This window comes from Desulfosporosinus cupriresistens (assembly GCF_001707885.1).
Classification (GTDB): domain Bacteria; phylum Bacillota; class Desulfitobacteriia; order Desulfitobacteriales; family Desulfitobacteriaceae; genus Desulfosporosinus.
The window spans coordinates 1-20,111 of record NZ_MASS01000038.1; the positions used below are offsets into that span (position 1 = coordinate 1).

The 20,111-nt window shown below is 41.0% G+C and carries 25 protein-coding genes; 4 read left to right on the top strand and 21 right to left on the bottom strand.

Annotated elements, in window-relative coordinates:
- From DSBG_RS14345 to DSBG_RS21915, 21 genes are all read right to left on the bottom strand, one after another.
- Positions 1 to 664: conjugal transfer protein TrbL family protein (locus DSBG_RS14345; protein ID WP_141694331.1), on the bottom strand; the 664-nt coding region annotated here is incomplete at its 3' end.
- 65 nt (positions 665 to 729) lie between these two features.
- Positions 730 to 975 carry a DUF6133 family protein gene (locus DSBG_RS14350; protein ID WP_068964996.1) on the bottom strand — a complete coding sequence of 82 codons (246 nt, stop codon included), beginning with the start codon at positions 973 to 975 and terminating at the stop codon, positions 730 to 732.
- A gap of 21 nt (positions 976 to 996) precedes the next feature.
- A complete protein-coding gene (locus DSBG_RS14355; RefSeq protein ID WP_068964997.1) occupies positions 997 to 1,329 on the bottom strand; it encodes a hypothetical protein in 333 nt (110 codons plus the stop codon).
- A 20-nt stretch (positions 1,330 to 1,349) separates the two neighbouring features.
- Complete coding sequence (locus tag DSBG_RS14360; RefSeq protein ID WP_068964998.1) at positions 1,350 to 3,383, bottom strand: VirD4-like conjugal transfer protein, CD1115 family; 2,034 nt, start codon at positions 3,381 to 3,383, stop codon at positions 1,350 to 1,352.
- A gap of 18 nt (positions 3,384 to 3,401) precedes the next feature.
- Positions 3,402 to 4,088: a hypothetical protein gene (locus DSBG_RS14365; RefSeq protein ID WP_068964999.1), complete on the bottom strand. Its 687-nt coding sequence runs from the start codon at positions 4,086 to 4,088 to the stop codon at positions 3,402 to 3,404.
- Between the two features lie 79 nt (positions 4,089 to 4,167).
- A complete protein-coding gene (locus DSBG_RS14370) occupies positions 4,168 to 4,800 on the bottom strand; it encodes a 5' nucleotidase, NT5C type (protein WP_068965000.1) in 633 nt (210 codons plus the stop codon).
- A gap of 15 nt (positions 4,801 to 4,815) precedes the next feature.
- Positions 4,816 to 5,664: a hypothetical protein gene (locus tag DSBG_RS14375; protein ID WP_068965001.1), complete on the bottom strand. Its 849-nt coding sequence runs from the start codon at positions 5,662 to 5,664 to the stop codon at positions 4,816 to 4,818.
- A 23-nt stretch (positions 5,665 to 5,687) separates the two neighbouring features.
- Positions 5,688 to 8,174: a relaxase/mobilization nuclease domain-containing protein gene (locus tag DSBG_RS14380; RefSeq protein ID WP_068965002.1), complete on the bottom strand. Its 2,487-nt coding sequence runs from the start codon at positions 8,172 to 8,174 to the stop codon at positions 5,688 to 5,690.
- A gap of 74 nt (positions 8,175 to 8,248) precedes the next feature.
- Complete coding sequence (locus DSBG_RS14385; protein WP_068965003.1) at positions 8,249 to 8,578, bottom strand: MobC family plasmid mobilization relaxosome protein; 330 nt, start codon at positions 8,576 to 8,578, stop codon at positions 8,249 to 8,251.
- A gap of 21 nt (positions 8,579 to 8,599) precedes the next feature.
- Complete coding sequence (locus DSBG_RS14390) at positions 8,600 to 9,163, bottom strand: hypothetical protein (protein WP_068965004.1); 564 nt, start codon at positions 9,161 to 9,163, stop codon at positions 8,600 to 8,602.
- Positions 9,164 to 9,547: 384 nt separating this feature from the next.
- Complete coding sequence (locus tag DSBG_RS14395) at positions 9,548 to 9,901, bottom strand: hypothetical protein (protein ID WP_068965005.1); 354 nt, start codon at positions 9,899 to 9,901, stop codon at positions 9,548 to 9,550.
- Positions 9,902 to 9,921: 20 nt separating this feature from the next.
- The gene (locus tag DSBG_RS14400; protein WP_068965006.1) at positions 9,922 to 10,893 is read right to left on the bottom strand and encodes a DUF3991 and TOPRIM domain-containing protein; all 972 of its coding nucleotides are present in this window, start codon (positions 10,891 to 10,893) and stop codon (positions 9,922 to 9,924) included.
- 115 nt (positions 10,894 to 11,008) lie between these two features.
- Positions 11,009 to 11,698, bottom strand: a complete 690-nt coding sequence (locus tag DSBG_RS14405; RefSeq protein ID WP_068965007.1) for a JAB domain-containing protein — start codon at positions 11,696 to 11,698, stop codon at positions 11,009 to 11,011.
- A complete protein-coding gene (locus DSBG_RS14410; protein WP_068965008.1) occupies positions 11,695 to 11,913 on the bottom strand; it encodes a hypothetical protein in 219 nt (72 codons plus the stop codon). The genes DSBG_RS14405 and DSBG_RS14410 overlap by 4 nt, the downstream gene beginning before the upstream one ends.
- Complete coding sequence (locus DSBG_RS14415) at positions 11,903 to 12,898, bottom strand: ParB N-terminal domain-containing protein (protein ID WP_068965009.1); 996 nt, start codon at positions 12,896 to 12,898, stop codon at positions 11,903 to 11,905. The genes DSBG_RS14410 and DSBG_RS14415 overlap by 11 nt, the downstream gene beginning before the upstream one ends.
- Entirely contained in the window at positions 12,891 to 13,676 is a 786-nt protein-coding gene (locus DSBG_RS14420) for a ParA family protein (protein WP_068965010.1), read from the bottom strand. The genes DSBG_RS14415 and DSBG_RS14420 overlap by 8 nt, the downstream gene beginning before the upstream one ends.
- A 172-nt stretch (positions 13,677 to 13,848) precedes the next feature.
- Positions 13,849 to 15,018 carry a hypothetical protein gene (locus DSBG_RS14425; protein ID WP_068965011.1) on the bottom strand — a complete coding sequence of 390 codons (1,170 nt, stop codon included), beginning with the start codon at positions 15,016 to 15,018 and terminating at the stop codon, positions 13,849 to 13,851.
- A gap of 367 nt (positions 15,019 to 15,385) precedes the next feature.
- Positions 15,386 to 15,841 carry a hypothetical protein gene (locus tag DSBG_RS14430; RefSeq protein ID WP_068965012.1) on the bottom strand — a complete coding sequence of 152 codons (456 nt, stop codon included), beginning with the start codon at positions 15,839 to 15,841 and terminating at the stop codon, positions 15,386 to 15,388.
- A gap of 382 nt (positions 15,842 to 16,223) precedes the next feature.
- Positions 16,224 to 16,517, bottom strand: coding sequence for a helix-turn-helix domain-containing protein (locus tag DSBG_RS14435; RefSeq protein ID WP_052693143.1), 294 nt, complete (start codon positions 16,515 to 16,517; stop codon positions 16,224 to 16,226).
- 143 nt (positions 16,518 to 16,660) lie between these two features.
- The gene (locus tag DSBG_RS23165) at positions 16,661 to 16,816 is read right to left on the bottom strand and encodes a hypothetical protein (protein ID WP_176716282.1); all 156 of its coding nucleotides are present in this window, start codon (positions 16,814 to 16,816) and stop codon (positions 16,661 to 16,663) included.
- A gap of 28 nt (positions 16,817 to 16,844) precedes the next feature.
- On the bottom strand, positions 16,845 to 17,135 hold the full coding sequence (locus DSBG_RS21915) for a helix-turn-helix transcriptional regulator (RefSeq protein ID WP_176716283.1): 291 nt from the start codon (positions 17,133 to 17,135) through the stop codon (positions 16,845 to 16,847).
- A gap of 89 nt (positions 17,136 to 17,224) precedes the next feature.
- Here DSBG_RS21915 and DSBG_RS14445 point away from each other — a divergent pair, with 89 nt between their 5' ends.
- The 4 genes from DSBG_RS14445 (at position 17,225) to DSBG_RS14460 (ending at position 20,083) form a co-directional block, all read left to right on the top strand.
- Positions 17,225 to 17,602 (top strand): helix-turn-helix domain-containing protein, encoded by a 378-nt coding sequence (locus tag DSBG_RS14445; protein WP_052693145.1) that lies wholly within the window; start codon positions 17,225 to 17,227, stop codon positions 17,600 to 17,602.
- Between the two features lie 79 nt (positions 17,603 to 17,681).
- The gene (locus DSBG_RS14450) at positions 17,682 to 18,128 is read left to right on the top strand and encodes an ImmA/IrrE family metallo-endopeptidase (RefSeq protein ID WP_068965013.1); all 447 of its coding nucleotides are present in this window, start codon (positions 17,682 to 17,684) and stop codon (positions 18,126 to 18,128) included.
- 26 nt (positions 18,129 to 18,154) lie between these two features.
- Positions 18,155 to 19,306: a three-Cys-motif partner protein TcmP gene (gene tcmP / locus DSBG_RS14455; protein WP_207647235.1), complete on the top strand. Its 1,152-nt coding sequence runs from the start codon at positions 18,155 to 18,157 to the stop codon at positions 19,304 to 19,306.
- A 42-nt stretch (positions 19,307 to 19,348) separates the two neighbouring features.
- The gene (locus DSBG_RS14460; RefSeq protein ID WP_068965014.1) at positions 19,349 to 20,083 is read left to right on the top strand and encodes a DUF5131 family protein; all 735 of its coding nucleotides are present in this window, start codon (positions 19,349 to 19,351) and stop codon (positions 20,081 to 20,083) included.
- The last annotated feature ends 28 nt before the right edge of the window (positions 20,084 to 20,111 follow it).

Here is a 20,111-nt window from a genome sequence, read left to right on the forward strand (position 1 = left end):
CAAGAGCCAAGCCCAACTTAAGGAGTGCGATTTGCAACATCACCGTAATCATGGCTTGAAAGAATTTTTGCATGTACGTTTTGAAAACTCCTTGGTCAGAGTCCACCAGACCCACGCAGGCTACCGGAATACCTAGGCGGAGAATCAAAATTTCAAGCCCCGTTTGTAGAAATTTGACATAGAGATAAAGGAGACATCCGAAGAAGATCACGCCGACAATGCCGGTAAGAAGCCCCTTGGAAACGATACCCGTAATAATGCTGGTAAAATCTACAACGACTCCCTGACTAATAATGTTTAACAGTTTGTCGGTTAAATTTTGAACAATGGTCGCCATCCACCCATAGAGGGTAGGAAAGGAGATGGCAACCACTAACGCTTTTACTAAATAGGTTAGATAAAGAATTGGGTCAGTATCCGCATCTCCATCAATCCAAAGGATATAGGTATCGAATCCTTTCTTAATAAACTTTAGAATGATCAGGGAAACTCCAAAAGAAAACAGAATATTAAAAAGCTCAGATATGACATCTCTCCCTAACATCTGATCTAAAAACCGCTCAGCATAAAATGCCATAGGCACCAAATTGAGAAGCATGCTATCCATGTACTCTAATACACCGGATAAAAGTGCTTCGATTAATACCATTAAAAGAGCTTCCAAGCTTAGACCTCCCTTTCTCTAAAGATGGCTTGTTGGGATAACCCCCGCAAGCCATGAGGCAAGCTTTAGCCATTATAGTCAAACATATCTTCTACCCGGGTATTTAGGTTGGGCAGAACGATATCATGTATCAGGTAATAGAGTCCACTAAGTATTAATGCTCCTAATACTACGGAGATAAGAATCTTTACAGCAGCCCCCGTGGTGTCGGACTCCCCACGCCGGTTGGATAAGACTCTAATAAGTTTTCCTTTCCCGTTAAAGTAAACCGTAGTCGTTTTTTGATTAATCACACCGAAGGTTTTTTTCATAACACGTTTCCTCCTCTTTCCTTACGCGTAATAGTACATAGCAACACTGATTATGACCCCTGTCAGTTCTACACCAAGAACAGATATTAATGCGACAACAATCCTTTTATTCCAGGACTTTTGATCCATCTCATCTGCAGCTCCACGCCTAAGCCAAAAGTAGGCCAAAATAGGCACTCCAGCTACTGGAGCAGCAATCATTAAGGCCTTCCCCAAATCCTCAAAGAGCTTCATGGAACCGGTAAAAATCTTGCTACTAGCTATATCCTCAGCAAAAGCAGCATGCGGGAAGCTTAACAAAAAGACAGTCATAAAGATGACTGCCAAGATGGTTTTTCTGTAGTTTTTGAGCATACGTTATTATTCACCTCCTTTTATTCGTCATCTTGACGACTAGTAAATCCCTCTTGATATTTTTTGTGAAAGCGCAATCCTTCTTCATCTGGAGACCGGATGGGGACTGTCGAAGATGGTTGCAGACAAGCCGCGGTATAGAATTTCCACACTCCCCATAGCTCCATGTCATTGATATTGACATTGCGCTTAGGTCTCCGGTTTTCACGTAGTTCGCGGATACTTATGTTGTGTTTTTCGTCACCTAATCCGAACATTAGGTTAAAATGAGTTTCTGACAAATCAGGAGCGTACATAATGGCCGGATGACCGCGTGAAGTTATCAAACTGTAGGGACGCAATATTAGCCGAACCTCATCAGGTGTAAGTAGGGATCGGCTCATTAGGCTTGTACTCTGACTCGTAGATGGTGTGGAATACCTTCCATTATTAGCACTTAGGGAATAGGATGAAACGGTGTAAGTTCCTAGCTTTCCTGATAGCTCTTTGAGTGTCTCTTCATCATCTGCCTGAAGGTAAATCCAGTTTTCACAGTTGCCTCGAATAATTCGCGCAATCTCTCTTCCATACTTCTCTTCAAGTTGGGCAAAGGATTGAATAAAAAGATCAAACAGAATACCACGGCTTCGGGCAACCGTCAGTTTGTTGGCAAAGTCAGGAATCTTGACAAAGTTTCCAAACTCTTCAAGGTTAAAGTGAACTCTGTTTTCTAATCGCCCTCCGCGCTGATCTGCGATCTGAACTAATTGCCCGTACAGTTGTGAAACAAATAAACTGGCCAGAGAATAAAAGGTGGTCTTTTCATCCGGCAATATGATGAAAATAGCCTGTTTCTTAGATCCCACATCACCAGGGTTAAAATCGCTCCGACAAGTCATGGAATAGATGGAAGGATCGGTAAACAAGCGCAGTGTCGATAAGGCCGCCGTATAGAAACTACCTCTTGTCCTCGCTGGTGCCACCTCTGAAATAGCGAGCAAGGCTTTCGCTGGATGTGAATCGGGAAGTCGCTTGACATACTCAAGGATGGGCATCTTGTTATTAATGGTTTTGCACATAAATGCGATAAAGTAGTAGACATTGGTCATGTTCTGGTATTTACGCTTATCTCCTTCCCTATTATCGTATACGACACTCATAATAGAGCTGGCAATCACGGAGGCTTCTCCATCGTTCCAAATTCGCTCCCCTTTTGCTTCCCCAACTAAAGTTGCCGTGATATCCCATGTTGCACTAATAGCTTTAGCTATATCCTCTTGATCGATGGCATCAATGACCGATTGAAGGTAATTGTAGCAATGACTTTTGAGAGGATTTCTAAAATCCAAGGCAACGACTTCATAACCTAACCGCTTAAGATAAGGAAAGGTATATTGGAATAACTCTCCTTTAGGATCAGAAAGAATCATGCTCTCTCCCGATAGCCCTATGGTTCCGATGGTCTGTAGCAGTACTGTTCTGGTTTTACCACTCCCGGTGGCACCAATACATAAGCTATGCCTATCCTTTGCGTTATAATAGAATTTTTGTCGTTTAGTATTTTGGTCTTTTTCCATTCCCAATAGGATACCACCATGATCTAACGTTGTTTTGATAGACACTCTATTGTCTTCATTACTACTCTCAATGTCGTCTAATCCTCTCTTGATCAATTCCTGAATGGTACTATCTTTAGGATTTAAACTATAGCTCTGAAAGGTGGTGTTCTTTTCTTTCTCCGTCATCCACCGTGCAGAGCCGTGCTGCTTCTGCCCTACAGCCACGGGGGTGGAGATCTCAGTCGTAATTTGCATCATGCGGCTTTGGTAGGGTTTGTTGTTACTGAAAAACAGAAAAGCCGCAAAGAGTAAGATAAACCCTTCAAAGCATAAAAAAAGCATCAGGTGAGATTTCACTGATACTAAGCTCTGGATGCAGCTGCTAAGGGTCGGAAAACCAAACTCCAGGGATTTTGTTTTCAGCAGTAAATGTAACAACGTAGAAAAATACACATTGGCCACTGTACCTATGGCAGCGGCCATTCCTGCCATAATTAACTGGCGTATTTTATTCAACCCCTGATCACCCTCTTTTCACACTTCCAATTCTTCAAGCTCATGATTATTTGCCTCAGTTAAGCTTAGTCTTAGGTTTAATTCGGGTAAAATGGAGAAATTAATTTTGTTTAAAACTTGGCCGATAGCGGTTAACTCCTCAAAGGTTACTTGTGGGGGATCGATTCTAATGAGTTGCGTTAAACCAGAATAAATCACTTTCAATTCAGCTTCATTTAAAAGCTTATCCTGATCTACCAAGCCCGCTCTCATGGCAAAGTCTTCACAAGCCTTCGAATAGTCGCAGTATCTTTTATTCAAGATGTAGTGGTTAAGACTTAATACTGTCCGATAGCCTGTGGCAAATTGATAACCTTTCTCTCTAATCTTTTTTACAGCCAGAATCTGGTCATTAAAAGCCAAAAGTTTTCTATAGCCCATTTGCTGCATGCCCGAAATAATACAATTTATTGTCGGTGCCGTTTTATGGGCAAATACATATTCCGCCGTTTCTTCAGCAATTCTCTTAACGACTTTACCTCTCCAATCACCGCTGAGCTCATTATCCTTATCAATTTGGCAGACCAAAGCATCTCCCGAGTAAATATTGGCATAGATTCGGTGGTTATTTATCAAATCTATCTCATACCCGTCTTCCCTGAGCCGCCGAAACAATTCGTGATACCAAGCTTGGGTAAAATCGTCTTTTAATTCATCATAGTCCATCCATTGAAATCCTCCTTTCGTTTTTATATAGATTCCTTGAATTGGGCTTAATTGAGAAGTGATATTTATCTGGATTTGGTTAGGGAACATTTTCCCATTCATCTTCAATCTCGTCATCGTTAACTAACGAATGCTTATTCCAATAAGGATCACAATAGTTATTCGGCGCTAAAGCATTTAGTTTATCTTCATGTATTTGCTCCTCACCTCGCATTATGTTGACAATATTCCCCGCTAATTCTTCCGGAGATTTGTCATACCGTATACGGTCATGCTCCCATGTTCCCCGTGTATCGTTAATACCATTAAGTAACTTAATACCTCGCGCGGGCGGCTGCCATAGCTTTAAATTGTGGGTGTAATCATCTAACAGAAAATCCGTTTCCCTTATGCCGCCCGGAAGATAGTCTTTCTTGTCTGATCCACAAGGTGAAAAGATACGGTGCTCTAGGTCCACTTCTGGAAGATATTGATCAAGCCATGCGTTTTTCTCGTCCAAAGCATAGGGACTATCTGACAAATAGGCGGATAGTATACTGACTTCAATGTCTGGGTTATGCTTAATGATTTCTTTAACGGACTGAACGACATTGTTAATTGGCTTAAGATTAAGAAAGTATCCTTGTTCATATAATGTTTCCAGTTCGTCAACAGGAGTGAAGACGGCAAGTGTGCCGTCCATATCCACTAATAGACGTTGCTTCTCTGCCATATGGCTTCCCCTCTCCTAAGATTCATGTTCCCAGTCACAGGCATCCGTCTGATGATCATTTTCTATATCAATTTTTTCTCCCTTAGTTTTGTTATAGTGATCATAAAAATCGAAGGACTCTAGTGGATTTTCATTATCCGAAATGCTTATCCCAATGTCCTTGAAGTATTCCCGTGCCATTTCTTCAGCAGGAACTTCAGGCATAGCATATTTCGAAACGTCCATATTCCTTGAAAGCATGAGATTCAACAATTCCATTTGAGATTGATCAAACTCCTCTTTTGCAAAAATGCTTACATCTATACCTTTTTCTAACCCATTTTGAATGATAAACATCTGTTGCCAAGAGAAATTCGGATTAGCATAGCAATTAACATCAAGTCCTTTTATTAACCCTATCCTTATTTCGTCCATCTGGTGTCCATCGTATTCTGGCTTCGCATAAACAGAGACATCAACCCGATGTTCTAAACCTATCCGAATAATTCCCATTTGCAACGAATTAAATTCCTTTTTCGCATAGGCTTCGGTGTTCACGCCTTGTTTTTGTCCCAGATGAATTTCATGTAATTGGCTAGCATCAAATCCTTTTATTGCATAGGGTAACAAATCGATACCATTTTCAAGCCCGACTTTAATCTCATTTAATTTTTCACCGTCAAACCCAAGTTGTTTATAGTTTTCTAATGACTCACTGATCTGACTTTGTTTTAACGCTTTCTGTAAATCGTTTAATGCTGTTTCATGAATGTGCCGGTCATGATCATTAGTGTCCTCTTTGACCATCATTTCCAAGGCATTGATCTGTCCCATAATTTTCTCTTTGCTCTCCGGGATCTGAATTTCCGGTATGCTTTTTGACATTTGTTATACCTCCCTTGTAAAGTTTATCGTTCGTAACCTTGACCTTTATTCCAATTCATAATGCTTCCAAATTGAAGGTCTAGAATCTTTTCTCGCAGGGCGTGGCCTTCGAGATGTGACAAGGGATAGTTACGAGACTGGTTTTGCCTATGGTTTTGAGTTGAGAAAAACTGCATTAATACCAAAAGAAAATCGATTTCGATTGCATTATAAGAATCCATATTTTCCAGAAGGAGTTGAGCATATTCATTTCCTTGAGCTGCAGACAATGATAGCCAATGAGTAGCCAAGGCTTTATCTTGTTCCACTTCTTTTCCGGCCAGATAAATCTTGCCAAGTTGAAACTGGGCGAATTGGTTACCCTGTTCTGCTGAAGCCGTGAATAGTTTCAACCCTGCTTCCACATCTTTCGGAACGTCTTTGCCTTCTACGTACAACTTACCCAGGGTATACTGGGCAAAATTGTTTTCCTGCTCGGCAGATGCCCTCAGCCATTTAACGGCTGCTTCCACATCCTTCGGGATCTCTTCTCCAAACAGATACAGCTTTCCGAGAGCATATTGGGCAAATTGGTTTTCCTGTTCTGCAGACAACTTGAACAACTCTATAGCTTTGACGATATCCTTTTCTACATGGTTGCCGTCGCGGTAGAGCTTACCCAAGGCATATTGAGCTAGAGCATTGCCATTTTTGGCCGCCTTCCCCAGCCATTCCAACGCTTTCTCTACGTTTTCAGGCCCGCTATCTGCCTCAAGATAAATCTTGGCAAGTAAATATTGGGCATTCACATTGCCCAGCTTGGCAGATTGCTCCAGGTAATCGACAGCCTTTACTGAATTTTTTTCTGTGCCAGTGCCCATATAGAGCATTTGACCAAGGCGATACTGGAGCTTGTCATCATGGCTGTCGGCCTCTAATGCAGAAAAGCCGATAAAAGCACTTTTGAAATATTGATCGGCCTTCTCCGTATCTTTATTGCAGCCTAATCCATCCCGGTACATTTTGGCCAGTTCGTAAGAAGCATAAGGATTTCCTTGGGCCGCTGATTTGCCATAAAGTAAAAAAGCAGTCGTATGACTCTGCTCCACACCTTGACCACGGTAGTAAAGACCGGCTAAAGAGTACTGAGCGTATTTGTGGTTTCTAGCGACGGCCATCTCATACCAATCTGCTGCTTCTTCGTAATTCTGAGGTGTTCCCAATCCAGCAGCATACATTTTGCCGATACGGTATTGAGGATAAGATCCCGACTTATCTCTTTCTACTGCCTGAAATGCGATAAGTGCCTTAGTGTACCATTCTTGAGCAGTCTCGGGATTCATCTCCACGCCAAGTCCGTCCATGTGCATCCGGCCCAGATCATGCAAGGCTAGAGCATTGCCGATTTGAGCCTCCTCTAAAAACAATCGGTAAGCTTCGGCAACATTTTGTTCCACCTCTTTGCTGCCATAGAGAAATGTACGAGCTTCTTTGTAACGATCACTCCATTCCATGATGTAGGCGATTTCTTGAAGGTCAACAATTACATTCTCTTTTGACCCATCTTCTTCAAACGCATCTCCAGCCAAAAGGTCTTGCTCTATGTGATTCTCGAATTCATTTCCTTCCGCGGTGATCAAAGCATCTTTAATTTCAATCTCGACTTGCCCATTTCTATGTTCGTTTTCGATGGTCTGCTCGACAATCACGCCATCTTCAACAGGCATCATTTTTGCAACTTTAGTTGCCAATTCCAACTGTCCGATCTGCCTAGCCATAACCTTGGGATCACCAAATTCTTTGTTGAGGCGGAAGGCTTCCTGCAAAGACTCTTTACTAAGGGTTTTATCCAGTCTCAGGTTTCTGCATTTCCTTCCCTCAGGCGTTGTAAAAGTAATGTCCTTCCGGGTATCTGTCCAATTTACCTGATAGCCAAGTTTTTGCATGTTGGAAATAAAATCGGCTCGGCCAGTAGATGTTTGTTTACATGAGTCAACCGCCAAGCGAAGCTCATGCATCCAACTTTGTTCGCGTTTCTTAGCCCGGTGCTCCCCAGTGGACTCTCTCTGAGTTCCTTTGTGTTCAATGATGCTGAGATCGTAATTTTTACATAGCTCATCTGAAAAGTCTTTCAACTGCTGCAGCTGCCAGGGACTTTGCTGCCATTTAAGGCCGGTCTCCATGTTGACAGTGTTAAAAACAAAGTGGTTATGAAGATGTTCCCGATCCAAATGAGTTGAAACGATTATCTGAAAACCTGAGAACCGCTCAAATTCTTTTGCCAAACGAACGCCGATTTCGTGGACCTGCTGCGGCGTAACCTGCTCGGCCGGATGAAAGGATTGAACGATGTGGATAAACTGTCTGCCCTCTTGCTTGTTGTAGCCAGCTTTAACCATTAGCATCTCTTCAAATGCCGTTTCGGGCACGCAATTAACACCAGTAACGAGATCAGTTTTATTCGGATTCATAATATAGTCCAAGACAACTTTAGAACTGTCTTCATCTTTCAGAACCCTTTCGATGGCCATCATTTCAGTATCAAAATCATTAACTTTGATCTTCTCAGGGTTAGTAATATAGTCAATTGCCTTCTGAAGACTTCTTATTTCTTTGTTCGCGCGATTAATGAATTCAATGACCGCAATATGTCTTTCACCCCATTCATATTCGATTTAAGGTGCACGAGAATTTCAGGATCTTTAATTTTCCCGATGTGGCATAAATGAGTAAGCTGGTTCAGGTTGTTGGCCATTCCACTGAGCTGCCGAAGAAGCTTGGGCACGTCTTCGACCACGCAGATGATTCCTCGTTCCTCCATCTGGAGCATGTAGTCAGAAAGATGGCAATTACCGGCGGCTTTCGCTTTTTCCTTAAGTACTTTCTTTTTTTCTTCTGTAACCCAAATCACAACTCGCTTTGGCTTAGCTCTCACTCATCCTCACCTCTTAATAGGTTAGATTTCCATGTCATATTCATCTTTCACTTCGACTTCTACTTCCTCACTGACTTTGCTACCCCAATTCATATTTAGCCGTTTTCTTTCCATTTCTCTTGGGTTAAGCTCAGGATCAGTATAGGAATTCACATCCGCGCCATCCTCCAAACCCCAACGGATCTCCAGCATTTGATCTACGTCATAGGAAGGATCAGCGTACTTTGAAACATCAATTTCCTTTTGCAACCCGATCTCAATTTGCTTAAGTTGCTGCGGATCAAATCTTTCCTGTTTTCTATAATTCTCAATAGTTCTTGCAAGGATGTTTTCTTGAGGGGGTTCTCTTTTATATTTATCCTCCATGGACTGTTTAACTAAGCTCTCAGAAAGGCTTTGATACTCCTCTTGTAAATATTTGCCACTTGTGATGCAATTCTTCGAATAAATCTTTATGGCATCTTCCAACTCCTTCAAATTTTGAGGAGTGGCAAGCCTCGGAAAGTCCTTGCATAAACTAATTTTGCTTGAGATCCCTGAGTACAAAAATGAAGAAACTGCGAACCAATCTTCTCTGTTTGACATATACTACCCTCCTTTCAATCCTCTGTTCTAAGTTTCGCAGATTTGGGACGTCTCCTATATTCGGTACTTTCGATCTTCTTTTCAGTATCTAAGAGGGGTTTGGGGACGCAGTCCCCATAAGAGGGTTTGGGAGGCACTCCCAACAAGCTACTTGGGTGCGTGAGCACCCAAGTAGGAAGCTTGCCAGGACATAAGACGCAATCTGGGGCGGTGATACTGAAAAAGAAATGCCCCCATTGCTGTCAACAATTGAAGGCATATTTGCATTATTTGGCTCATCTTCATAATAGTCTCCCCTCAAAACCCTGATTACGTACTCTGAATTGACCAAGGTAGCACCATTGTTTACGGTCTTATTAATTAACGTTGCCCAAGAATTGGGTTTCAGAGTTCCATACCTTCTTCGCAGTCTTCTTCTCGCTCCATTGCAGAGCCTTCAGCTTCTTCAAACTCCTCTTTTTCACAATTCTCCTGGTTGTATCTATCGACTTCCTCTTTCAACTCTTCTACCGGAACAAATACAAAATCTACATTTTCTTTGTAACCTTCTGCTGCAAATGCTTCTTTTGCAATAGCTTCCTTTTCCTGAATAGTAGCTGCGTTATTTAATGGAGGATATTGATTAAAACTTTCTGCTAAATAGGCTATATTCCTTACACTTGCTGAAACAAGAACAACCTTATCATTGGATATTGCATACCTTAACGGTAAACCATCTGATTCCATATCAGTCTTCATGGTCAGCCTCCTTTATTCGGCTAAATTATAGCCTCTTCTTCACTTTCCTGGTCTACTGTCACGTCTGCCTCCCTCCTTTGCTCCATCTCTTTGAAAAAAGAAACTAAATCCTCGTTCCAATCTTTTCCCTTGGGGAAATGATGAGCTACTGCGTAATTCGGTTTGTACTTTTCTACCCACCGATCGAGAGCTTGGTGCCCCCATTGATCATTGTCCAGGCAAAAAATAATTCGATTGATTTCCGGATGGCCTTTTAAGTAATGTTCAAGCGATACATCACCAAGGCAGCCAAGTGCCAACATGTGGTCCTTATTCTCTGACCCAAACTGCTTAAGGAATGTAGTATAGCTCAACGCATCAATAGGGGATTCAAAAACTCGGATGGTGTTGCTCAATCCTTTGATACTAAAAGCAAAGGCTTTATCGGAATTTGCGACGTCTCCGCGATAGCTGCTGCCGGTAGTATTCGTGCTGCGAACTGACGCATATCTGGAGATACCTTCCTGATCATAGCCAACGAAGACACAGGATCGATGAGTGTTTTCATAAATCTTTTTCTGTTTGACCATAGAAATAACAAGATCCTTGTCTATCTTTCGTGTATTAATCAGATAGGCAAAGACGTGCTTGTAGGTGCTATTCTTTTCGGGGAGAACAAACTCGCCTTTTTCCTCAGTTTCTTTTTCAATATCCCTTGAAGTTCGATACAGAAAATTATTTTGATTTAGACTTAGACCAAGTAGCTGTTTTACTGCCTCTACCCAGCTTTTTTTCTCTGTGAACATGACAAATTGGATTGGCCCGCCACCTGCATTAGCCGAAAAACAGTTCCATTTGCGACCAGCACCGTCAATACGTAAACCGCCAAAGCCAGGAACTTTGTATTCTTTGGGTGTGATTTTCTCAACGGGATAACCAGCCTGACGCGCGTATTCGAGAATATTGATCTGGTTAGCCTGAGCAATCTGCTCATCGGTGAAAAGCTTTCCCATGCAGATTTACCTCCTTTCAACGAATTTGCGGTATTAAAAAAAGACGCAGTATTTTGCGCCTTAAAATTATTGATTTCAATTGTTACCAATTGTTCATTTAAGCTTCTACCGGCCTTTAAAGCTCCAATTCAAGTTCGTCAGCCAAAGAATCGTTATAATAAATCGGTTCATAATTTGCGATATCCTTGCTATTGAAGCAAGACGCTCCATGTTCTCTTAGGGAATAATAACTCATCCCTCCTACAATGAAATGATCCTTAACCCCAATGCCCAACGGTTCAAAAATGTTAACCAGTCTTTGCGTTATAGCTATATCCTCTATGCTTGGTGTTGGATCTCCGCTGGGATGATTATGTGCTAAGAAAATCGAAGAACACCTGCAATCCAACGCTCTCTTTAAAATATCTTTCGGATAAACAGCAGCCGAATCGATATCCCCTTCACTCACTACCCTCGTTTCAATTACCTTAAGCTTTGTATCTAGGAAGGTAACCATAAACACTTCCTTATCTCTCTTACCTTCCAAAAAAGATACAAAATATTTACCTACGACAGAAGAGTTACTCAATTCCAACCTTGAATCTTCTATAGTCCTCAGCACATTGTAACTTTTGATCAATTCTTTTAGCAGTTCAATTTTCGCTAACTGCTCAGGAGACGGATGGACTAGATCCGGATAATCAACAATATTAAAAATAGAATTGGATTCAGCATACTCTTTAAGCTGAGCGTAAGATAGGCCGGTAAGTCCGGCAAAGCCATTCAGAAAACGGTCAGTCAAATACTGATCACTAAAAGAATTCACTGAAGTTCCTCCTTACTTGCCGTTGTAAGAATGCGAATAGCATCAAGTTTTTCCAGTATGGGTAAAGAGAGATCCACTAGGTCAAGATAATCGAAAAGGTTTAGCCCATATTGCTCAAGATAAAGGTTTAGAATTTCTTTTTCAGATTCGTTTGGTTCGGTAAGCTTGATGAGTAGTTCCTTAAATTGCTTGAGTTCTTGATTTTCAGTCGGCATGATTTATTCCCCTTTCTTGTTCGAAATATAAAATTAGTGCCCTCTCTATGATTCGCTCAATCTCTGCTGGTTTCTGACCAGCATTAAAAAATGTCGTTACCAATTTGGGTCTAAGTTTAATTCCGGCTGGCTTTTTCGTTTTTTTGTCATCTTCACCGGAAAGAATTGAATAGATCTTATCTCCTGTTAATTTGCCTCGCTCCGATAGGTCTTTCATCCTTTCCGCTTTAACTATGTCTAGTTTGAAATCGTTAATTGAAATAATATCTACAGTTATTTGCTGCTCGTTTTTAGATAGATAAGATAGGTAAACCGCAGGACGCAACGCTATTTTTTCTTCATCCACCCTATCCAGTAACCCCTCAATAAGAAAGTTTAATCGAATATACCGCTGGATATTGGTTCGGCTCATCCTGTTGTTATCCGCTACTTTTTCCGCACTTATCCCTCGCGGCCCCAATGGGGCCACTTGACCATAATCCCTGTATTCATGCGGATTTGGGACTGTTTTTAATGTGTTTAAAAGTTCTTGTTTTTTTCCAGTTACCTTGGCTGCTTCAAGCTGCATTTTTAAGGATTTCGCCAACTCTGACGGCAACATATCCGAGGGTGATCGCTGTTCAAAATTGGAAATAGTAACGATTAAGGCGGCTTCATCATCACTGACATTTTCCCGTATGTCTGCCCTGATTTTGGTAAGCCCGGCTAATCGAGAGGCATTAACACGGTTGTGCCCTGCTAAAATCTCAAATTTATTGTCAGCAATTAGCCTAACTACAATAGGTTGAATAACACCGTTTTCTTTGATACTCTCTACCATATTGTCTAATCGTTCGCCAGCATAAAGTTTAAATGGATGATTTTCAAAAGGGACAAGGTTGCAAATCTCTAATTCGGTGATCGCTTCCTTATTCCTTTCTATAGGTGTTTCTTCAATCGGACCACCAAACATATCTTCAAGCGATAAGAGTTTTCTTTCACTCATCCGCGTACTCCTTTACAAAGTTCTTGTAGGCTACAGCAACTTTGCCGTTAGGATCAAATTCCACAATGCTCTTGTACTTAAGAACGGCTTCGCCCACTTTGACTGACACGGGAATTTTGTTTTCGTAGATTTTGATATGGTTTCCGTAGGACTCATTGATGAGGTTGACGATTTCTTTGCTGAGTTTTGTCCGTTCAGTAAACATTGTTATGAGAATACCATCAATCTCGATACTAGGGTTGATGCGACGTTTAACTCGGATAATATTTTTCAGGAGTAGTTCCAGTCCCTTCGCTGATAGATATTGGGGAGCTGCGGGAATCAGGACCCGGTCACAGGCAGCCAGGGCGTTAATCGTTAGCATGCCTAATGAGGGCATGCAGTCGATGATGATATGATCATAGTAGGGTCTAAGTTGATCAAGGATGGCCTTTAAGGTAATCTCTCGGCTCATGGCAGTCACTAGATTGACCTCGACAGCTGCTAATTCGATGCTACAAGGCAGGATATCGAGGTTATTGAAGGAAAGAATGTAATCACTTCTCTGAGGCAGTTCTTTCTCTTCGATGATATCTGTCATAAGGTGATAGAGCGTTATGGGAAGCTCGTCTGGTCGGTCGATGCCAAAGCTCATGGTGAGATTGGACTGGGGATCGCAGTCAACCAGTAGAACTCTTTTCCCCCTCTCGGCTAGGGAATAACCAAGATTGATGGTTGTGGTAGTTTTGCCTACGCCTCCTTTTTGGTTGGCTATAGCAATAATTTCGCATTGATTCATTTACATCTTTCCTTTCGTAAAAAGTTAGCGTTTTCGCCGGGCTTGTGACCGACTTGCCGCATTACCCGCCCTCTTGGGCGGTCACTCTGCGCTCAAAAAGCCCCACAGATCTGTATTTCTGAGAGGCTTACTTATGAACCGGTTACAATGCCTTTACACGTTCCGATATGACTTATAATGTGCTTAATATTTTTCTTTGACCCTCGGCTTTGTCCGAGGCCTTTTCTTTTTGTAGACCAGCTATTCGTAGAAGTCGTTTGCTCATAATGCTGGCTATTTCAAAATCTACGATATCATCATCAAATTCTTTTAATTTTGTACCTAATCCATAAATATGAGAATCAGTTTGTACATCTGGTTTAATTAGCGGCCTCCCCTTCCACGGTTTGTCCGCGTCGGGATATCTTGTGTCTGAAGCTATCTCTACTTCTACCGGTAACTTTTCGGCAGCCCAGGATTCAACTTGTTCGGTGTGATGTTGCATGACTTTGTTTTTTTGGTCATAGCTTGAAAGCTGCTGACTTGCATTGAGATCGGGATCGGCCCAACCCTTTCTATCGTTCATTTTCTCGTAAGCTTGTTCAACGTCATCCCGCAGCTGCTTGGCCTGGTGGGCCAGGTTATTTGTTTCTTCCCAGCTGAGCCCTATAGATTTATAGAGTTTCTTTTTGATCCTGATCAGTTCCTTAGCTTTCATCAGAAACTCCCAGGCCTCTTCCCCATTCCAGGTGTACCGAAGTGCTGTATGTAGCTGAATCTTAAGTTCGAGTTCCAGCACACGCAGGACAGATTCTCTGGTAAAGATATTGCCAGCCACCTTAACATCAAAGCATGGCATAGGGCTTGGTTGTGCCACTCCTTCCCCTACAAAAATTCCTAAAGACTCTTTGATCGTTGCTTTAATCCGACTCTCCATAAGCCGAATGGGCTGACTCAGCCAGTCTTTTTTTTGCAACTCCAACCGTGATCGGCGGGTAGCCTCTTTTGCCTTCTTTTCTTTTTCTGTATCTTTCGGGGCTTTTTTTTGCCCTGCTCTTTCGGCTAGAGCTGCTATGAGAGCTTCTTTGGGGACAACTGCAAGTTCTGGATTTTCGGTGATATTTTGGAGGGCCAGGCGAACGGTTTTAGATTTGGCATTAAGACCCACTTTATCCTGAGATAATTCCGGCCAGATGGCCTGGGCCAGCTCTGAGGATGAGGCCGTAGCCATGCCAGTGATAAGTTTTTCCGCGACCGTCTGGATGATTCCCATTCGATCAGCTCTGATGGAACTGTTTTTTCTGCCCATCGGACGCCCGATGTTTTTCTGTGCAGCCTGATTTTTTGTATTTGCCTTGGACATAGCTTCGCCCACACCCTTCCGTCCGACTTTACCGAACCTCTACTGAACATATTAAATTGCGGCTAATTGGGTTCCCGCGACCTCCCGGATGGAGGTTTCGATCCGTACCCAGCGGACCCAAGGCGTATTGACGCTCATCAGGCGGGCGAGTTATGTTTGATGAAATATTCAGCATCTGTAGCTTTCTGGCGTATCATTCTAAGGTAATCTAGAGCACATTCATGATTGCCTTTTTTAACATCTTCTGTGATCCGCTTCACCCGATCACAGAGGTATTCAGTTTCAATACCTTTTCAAACGAACTAATATCCAATTAAACCATTCCTTTCAAACCAGTTTCAGCAGCCTCAACTGGAACCCTTGTTACTTATAGCTCCTCTCCTTTCTCTATCAGTTCTTTAATAACGTTTATGCATTCTTCTCTGGTCTGGTTTGTCTTTCCCTCATTTTCATCTATGTATCTTTCATATACATCCTCAAAATAATCCTCATCTTCGAGCATGTCCGCAATGTCTTCCAGGGTATAGTCATGGTTATAAAGGTAGTGAATAAAGTTGGTATAGTGCTCACTCATGCCAAAAGCCCTCTCATACCACTCACTGGCAAGGTCACTCTCATCAGATCCATTAGTATGCCAATCAGTTAAGTCGCCAACAAAAGATGATAAAAGCTCTCCGGCACTCTTGAATCCTGCTTTATAAGCCAGTAGCTTTAAACTGCTATGCTCTTTATCAGTAAGACTGACCTTTAAACCTTTTCTTATCCTGTCTGTCTGCAAGTCCTCATTCTGCTCCTTTGCTCTAAGTAAATAGTATTCGTTCATGCTTTTTTCTCCTTCCGAACTTATTCCCAGCAGAGCCAGCCGAGGATCTCTTTAGTACGTTCCTGTCTGATCAGGAAGCAGCCTTTAACTCTTTTATAAGGTTATCTGGTTTCAATACCGCTTCAAGCGAAATATAGCCCTTTGAAAGTGATATGGGTATTGATATTCCATTCTCTTTTCTGCCTCATAAAAAGATAGGAAGTATACCTGTTTGATGGTAAAATATTACTGAATATGATTAATCTCAAAGTTAAATGTAGTTAAGGGCTAAGTATTCAACATTATCTACTTCTGAATTTCTTTAGGACTAACAAAGATTTTTAACTCAACAAGCTTTTTACACCGCTTACAGATAATGCTTAAGATTATTGAACCTTTAAGTTCATATTCTCCCAGGAGTTTGCCGCACGAGGGACATCGTATTTGATTCATCCTGCCATCCTCCATCCATCGGCTTGTGTATATCTTCACCCATCCATTGCCGTAGAGCATCACGAGATATTTTGATGATCCTTCCAAATCGCCTAGCAGGAAAATCCTTAGTTCGAGACAGATCATAAATCTGTTGAGTTCCTACATCAACTAATTCAGCTACTTGCTCTACTGAAAGAACTAAAGGCAAGCCTTCCCATCTTATTTCAATTGTAGATTGTGGTTTGATTGGAATGTTATCCATGGAAATCCTCCTTTCTAAGAAAACCATTCTTCAATATGGAAAAAAACATCCCCATATAATTTAGAAATTGCATTTATTTACTCACGCTTAATATCTTGTCGCACCAAGGTTTACGTTTGATCTCCGACTCTTTTTTTCTTTTTTCATAAAATCGCTGCACTGTATGGCTTTTCGTACCCATCAGTCTCGTAATCCAATTGTTTTATTTCGATATCTGCTCGAGACAAAAAATTATTTACATTCTTCTCCAGAATTTCAACCAATTCCGCAGATTGGATCTTTATCCGAGTATTTGACATAGCAACTCCTTTCTTAAGCAGTTTCAGTTTAAATAATGTGCATTTCATGAGAATCACTAATTAAAAAAATTGTATTTATTGAACCGTCTACCACTTTGGCTATTTTGAGCGCTAACTCAACAGGAACATTCTTGATTTTTCCACGTTCAATTTTGTTATAAACAGTACGATCAACACCAACTCTTTCAGCAACCTGTTCCTGTGTTAAATGGGCCTTTTTTCTCGCACTGTAAAGTGCTGTTCTCAAATCTTTTACCTCACTTCCTTCTTGCTGTGCACCATATACACATATTATATGTGTATATGGTGCACAGGTCAATATATTTATCTGCTGGTATTCGCTATTTTTGCGAATTTGTTGATATTCAGCACAAATAAAGCTATTCTTAGCTCTAAGGAGTGTGAAGCATGGGCACATTAGGAGACCGTTTAAAAAAGCTAAGACAAGAAAGAACGGATAAACCACGACAGGAAGACGTTGCTGTAGCTACAGGCTATTCAAGAGCTACGTACGCTAACTGGGAAATCGGCCGCGGAGAACCAGATCACAATGCTTTACGAGCCTTGTCCAAGTATTTTAACTGCACAACTGATTATCTCCTTGGGCTATCCGATCAACATAGGCCATCTCCCCCGAAAAACAATGAAAAAGATGAAGAAATCGAATTGAATTTTAGAATTGCTGCCAATAATGAAGATGGATATGGTCAAGAGCCATCGCCTGAACTTAAACGATTCGTTCAGGAAATCATTAAAGAAGAATTATATAAAGTTAGAAAAAAATGAAACTACCACCCATACGGGAAGGTAGTTTCATTTTTTCACATTCGACATATATAGATATACTGCGACAGAAGGTGACATCATGAAGAAGCTTTGGGATATTGTAATTAAAGAAAGAATAGAGATACGTTATAAAGACTTTTCCTCGTTACCAGAGAATATCAAAGGACTTTATATTTACGACCAAAGGCTAGGACCGTTGATTATCCTTGATAAAGATCTCCATCACTCGTATAGGTTGCACAAGTGTGTATTAGCTGAAGAGATAGGACATTTTTACACTGCAGCACGCACTAATTTATTAACAGTCCACACATCTGCCAATCTCCAGACCATGGAGGCCCAAGATGAGCGGAAAGCCGCTCAATGGGCCACAGACTTCTTAATACCTGACAGTGAACTTGTAAATGCCCTGGAATCAGGCTGTCGAAGTTGCTTTGAATTGGCCGAATACTTTAACGTTACCGAATGGTTTATGTATCGCAAATTAGGACTACTAAAAATGTGTTTCCTTAATCATAAGCATTGAGAGCAGAACATTAGGAGGTGCTAATTATGGCCAAAAAGATTGATATCCCCTGGGTGATTCAAGATCAAACAATAATAAAACATCAATTGCTAGAAAAATATATTGGTCCTTGGATGAACATCTTATATCAACAGCAGGCAAGAATGAAAATTAAGCAGCATCTTATGTATGTAGATGGTTTTTCCGGTCCAGGATATTACTGGAGTAATGAACAAAGAAACACTACTTGCATAGGTTCTCCTTTAATGGTAGCTTCTAAAGCGAATTTTTATATTGGACAGAATCCCAACCGTAAATTCGATATATTATGTATTGATAAAGAAGCTCAATGCGTTAATCTATTGGCTGCAAAATTAGCGGAACAAAACATTTATAAACAAGACTGGAAAGTTGTCCAAGCTCAATTTGAAAGCGAAATTAATAGCCTATTAAATAATATTGAATCTAGCCGCACAAAGTTACCCATCTTCTTTTTTATTGATCCATTTGGATATTCGGATTTTTCAATGAATACGATAAAACGAATCCTACAGCAACCATTAGTCGAATTATTTATCAATTTTATGGTTTACGATATTGTAAGACACTGTGAGAATGCACAATTCTACAAAAACATGGAACAGTTATTTGGAAATACAAAATTTAAAGAATTTAACTATGGATCTCCCGAACAAAAGCAAGCTTATCTAATAAACTTATATTGTGAAAATCTGAGGTCTATTGGGGGAGCCAAATACGTTATGCCATTTCGAGTAAATACTCCCAACATGGGAACCCGCCCACGATTTTATTTAGTACATGCATCGAACAATTATAAAGCTCTAACACTCATGAAAGACAATATGTCTAAAGTTAGTGAGAGCCCTTATGGATTCGAGGCCATCGGAATTGCATCTGGGCAAATGAGCCTCTTTGAAGACCCCCAGAAATTGGAGTTAATTAAGCGTATTCTTGAATTTTGTGAAAAAAGAAGTCAAAGACCTTTTGAATATGATAAGATTGAAGAATGGGCCTATGTAAATACTAATGGGGTATCTCGAACAATAAAAGAGGCATTATTAGTTCTTGAAAAGGAAAACGTAATTAATATCGAGCGATTACCTAAGCAACGAAAAAATACGGTAACAAGTGGAGCTCTTATAAATATAACAGGAATAGCATTAGAACACTTGTTCTAGTCTGCTAATTGTATTATAATCTAACCGAAGGGAGGAATTTGTATGGCTGCAATTACATCCATTGAATGGACAGAAGCATCATGGAATCCAGCTACAGGATGCACTAAGGTTTCCGCTGGATGCAAAAATTGTTACGCTTGCACGATGGCAAAAAGGCTATTGGCAATGCAGAATCCTCGATATGCAAATGGCTTTAATGTCACTCTGCATAGTGATTTACTTGATCTTCCGCTCAAGTGGAAAAAACCGAGAAAAATTTTTGTGAATTCAATGTCAGACCTTTTTCATGAGAGCATTCCGACTGAGTTTATTGAAAAAGTATTTTTTACAATGCAGCAGGCTTCATGGCATACGTTTCAAATCTTAACCAAACGAGCCGAACGCTTAGCTGAGCTTTCCCCCTCTCTAAAGTGGCCAAGTAATGTGTGGCAAGGTGTTACCGTAGAAAACGATGATGTAACCAATAGAATTGACTTTCTTAGAGAGACTGGTGCTAAAATAAAATTTTTATCATGTGAACCTTTAATCGGACCATTAGATAATATCGACTTAACGAATATTGATTGGGTTATCGTAGGTGGAGAATCGGGTCCTAAAGCACGTCCTGTCAAAGAGGAATGGATTAAAAGTATTCGTGACCAGTGTCAAACTTCTAATACAGCCTTTTTCTTTAAACAATGGGGTGGAGTCCAAAAATATAAAACAGGCCGTCTTTTAGAAGGACGGCTATGGGATGAATACCCCCGCTCTGCTTTACAATATAATTTTGCAAAATAATTAAAATATGCCAGCGGACCTGTTGCCG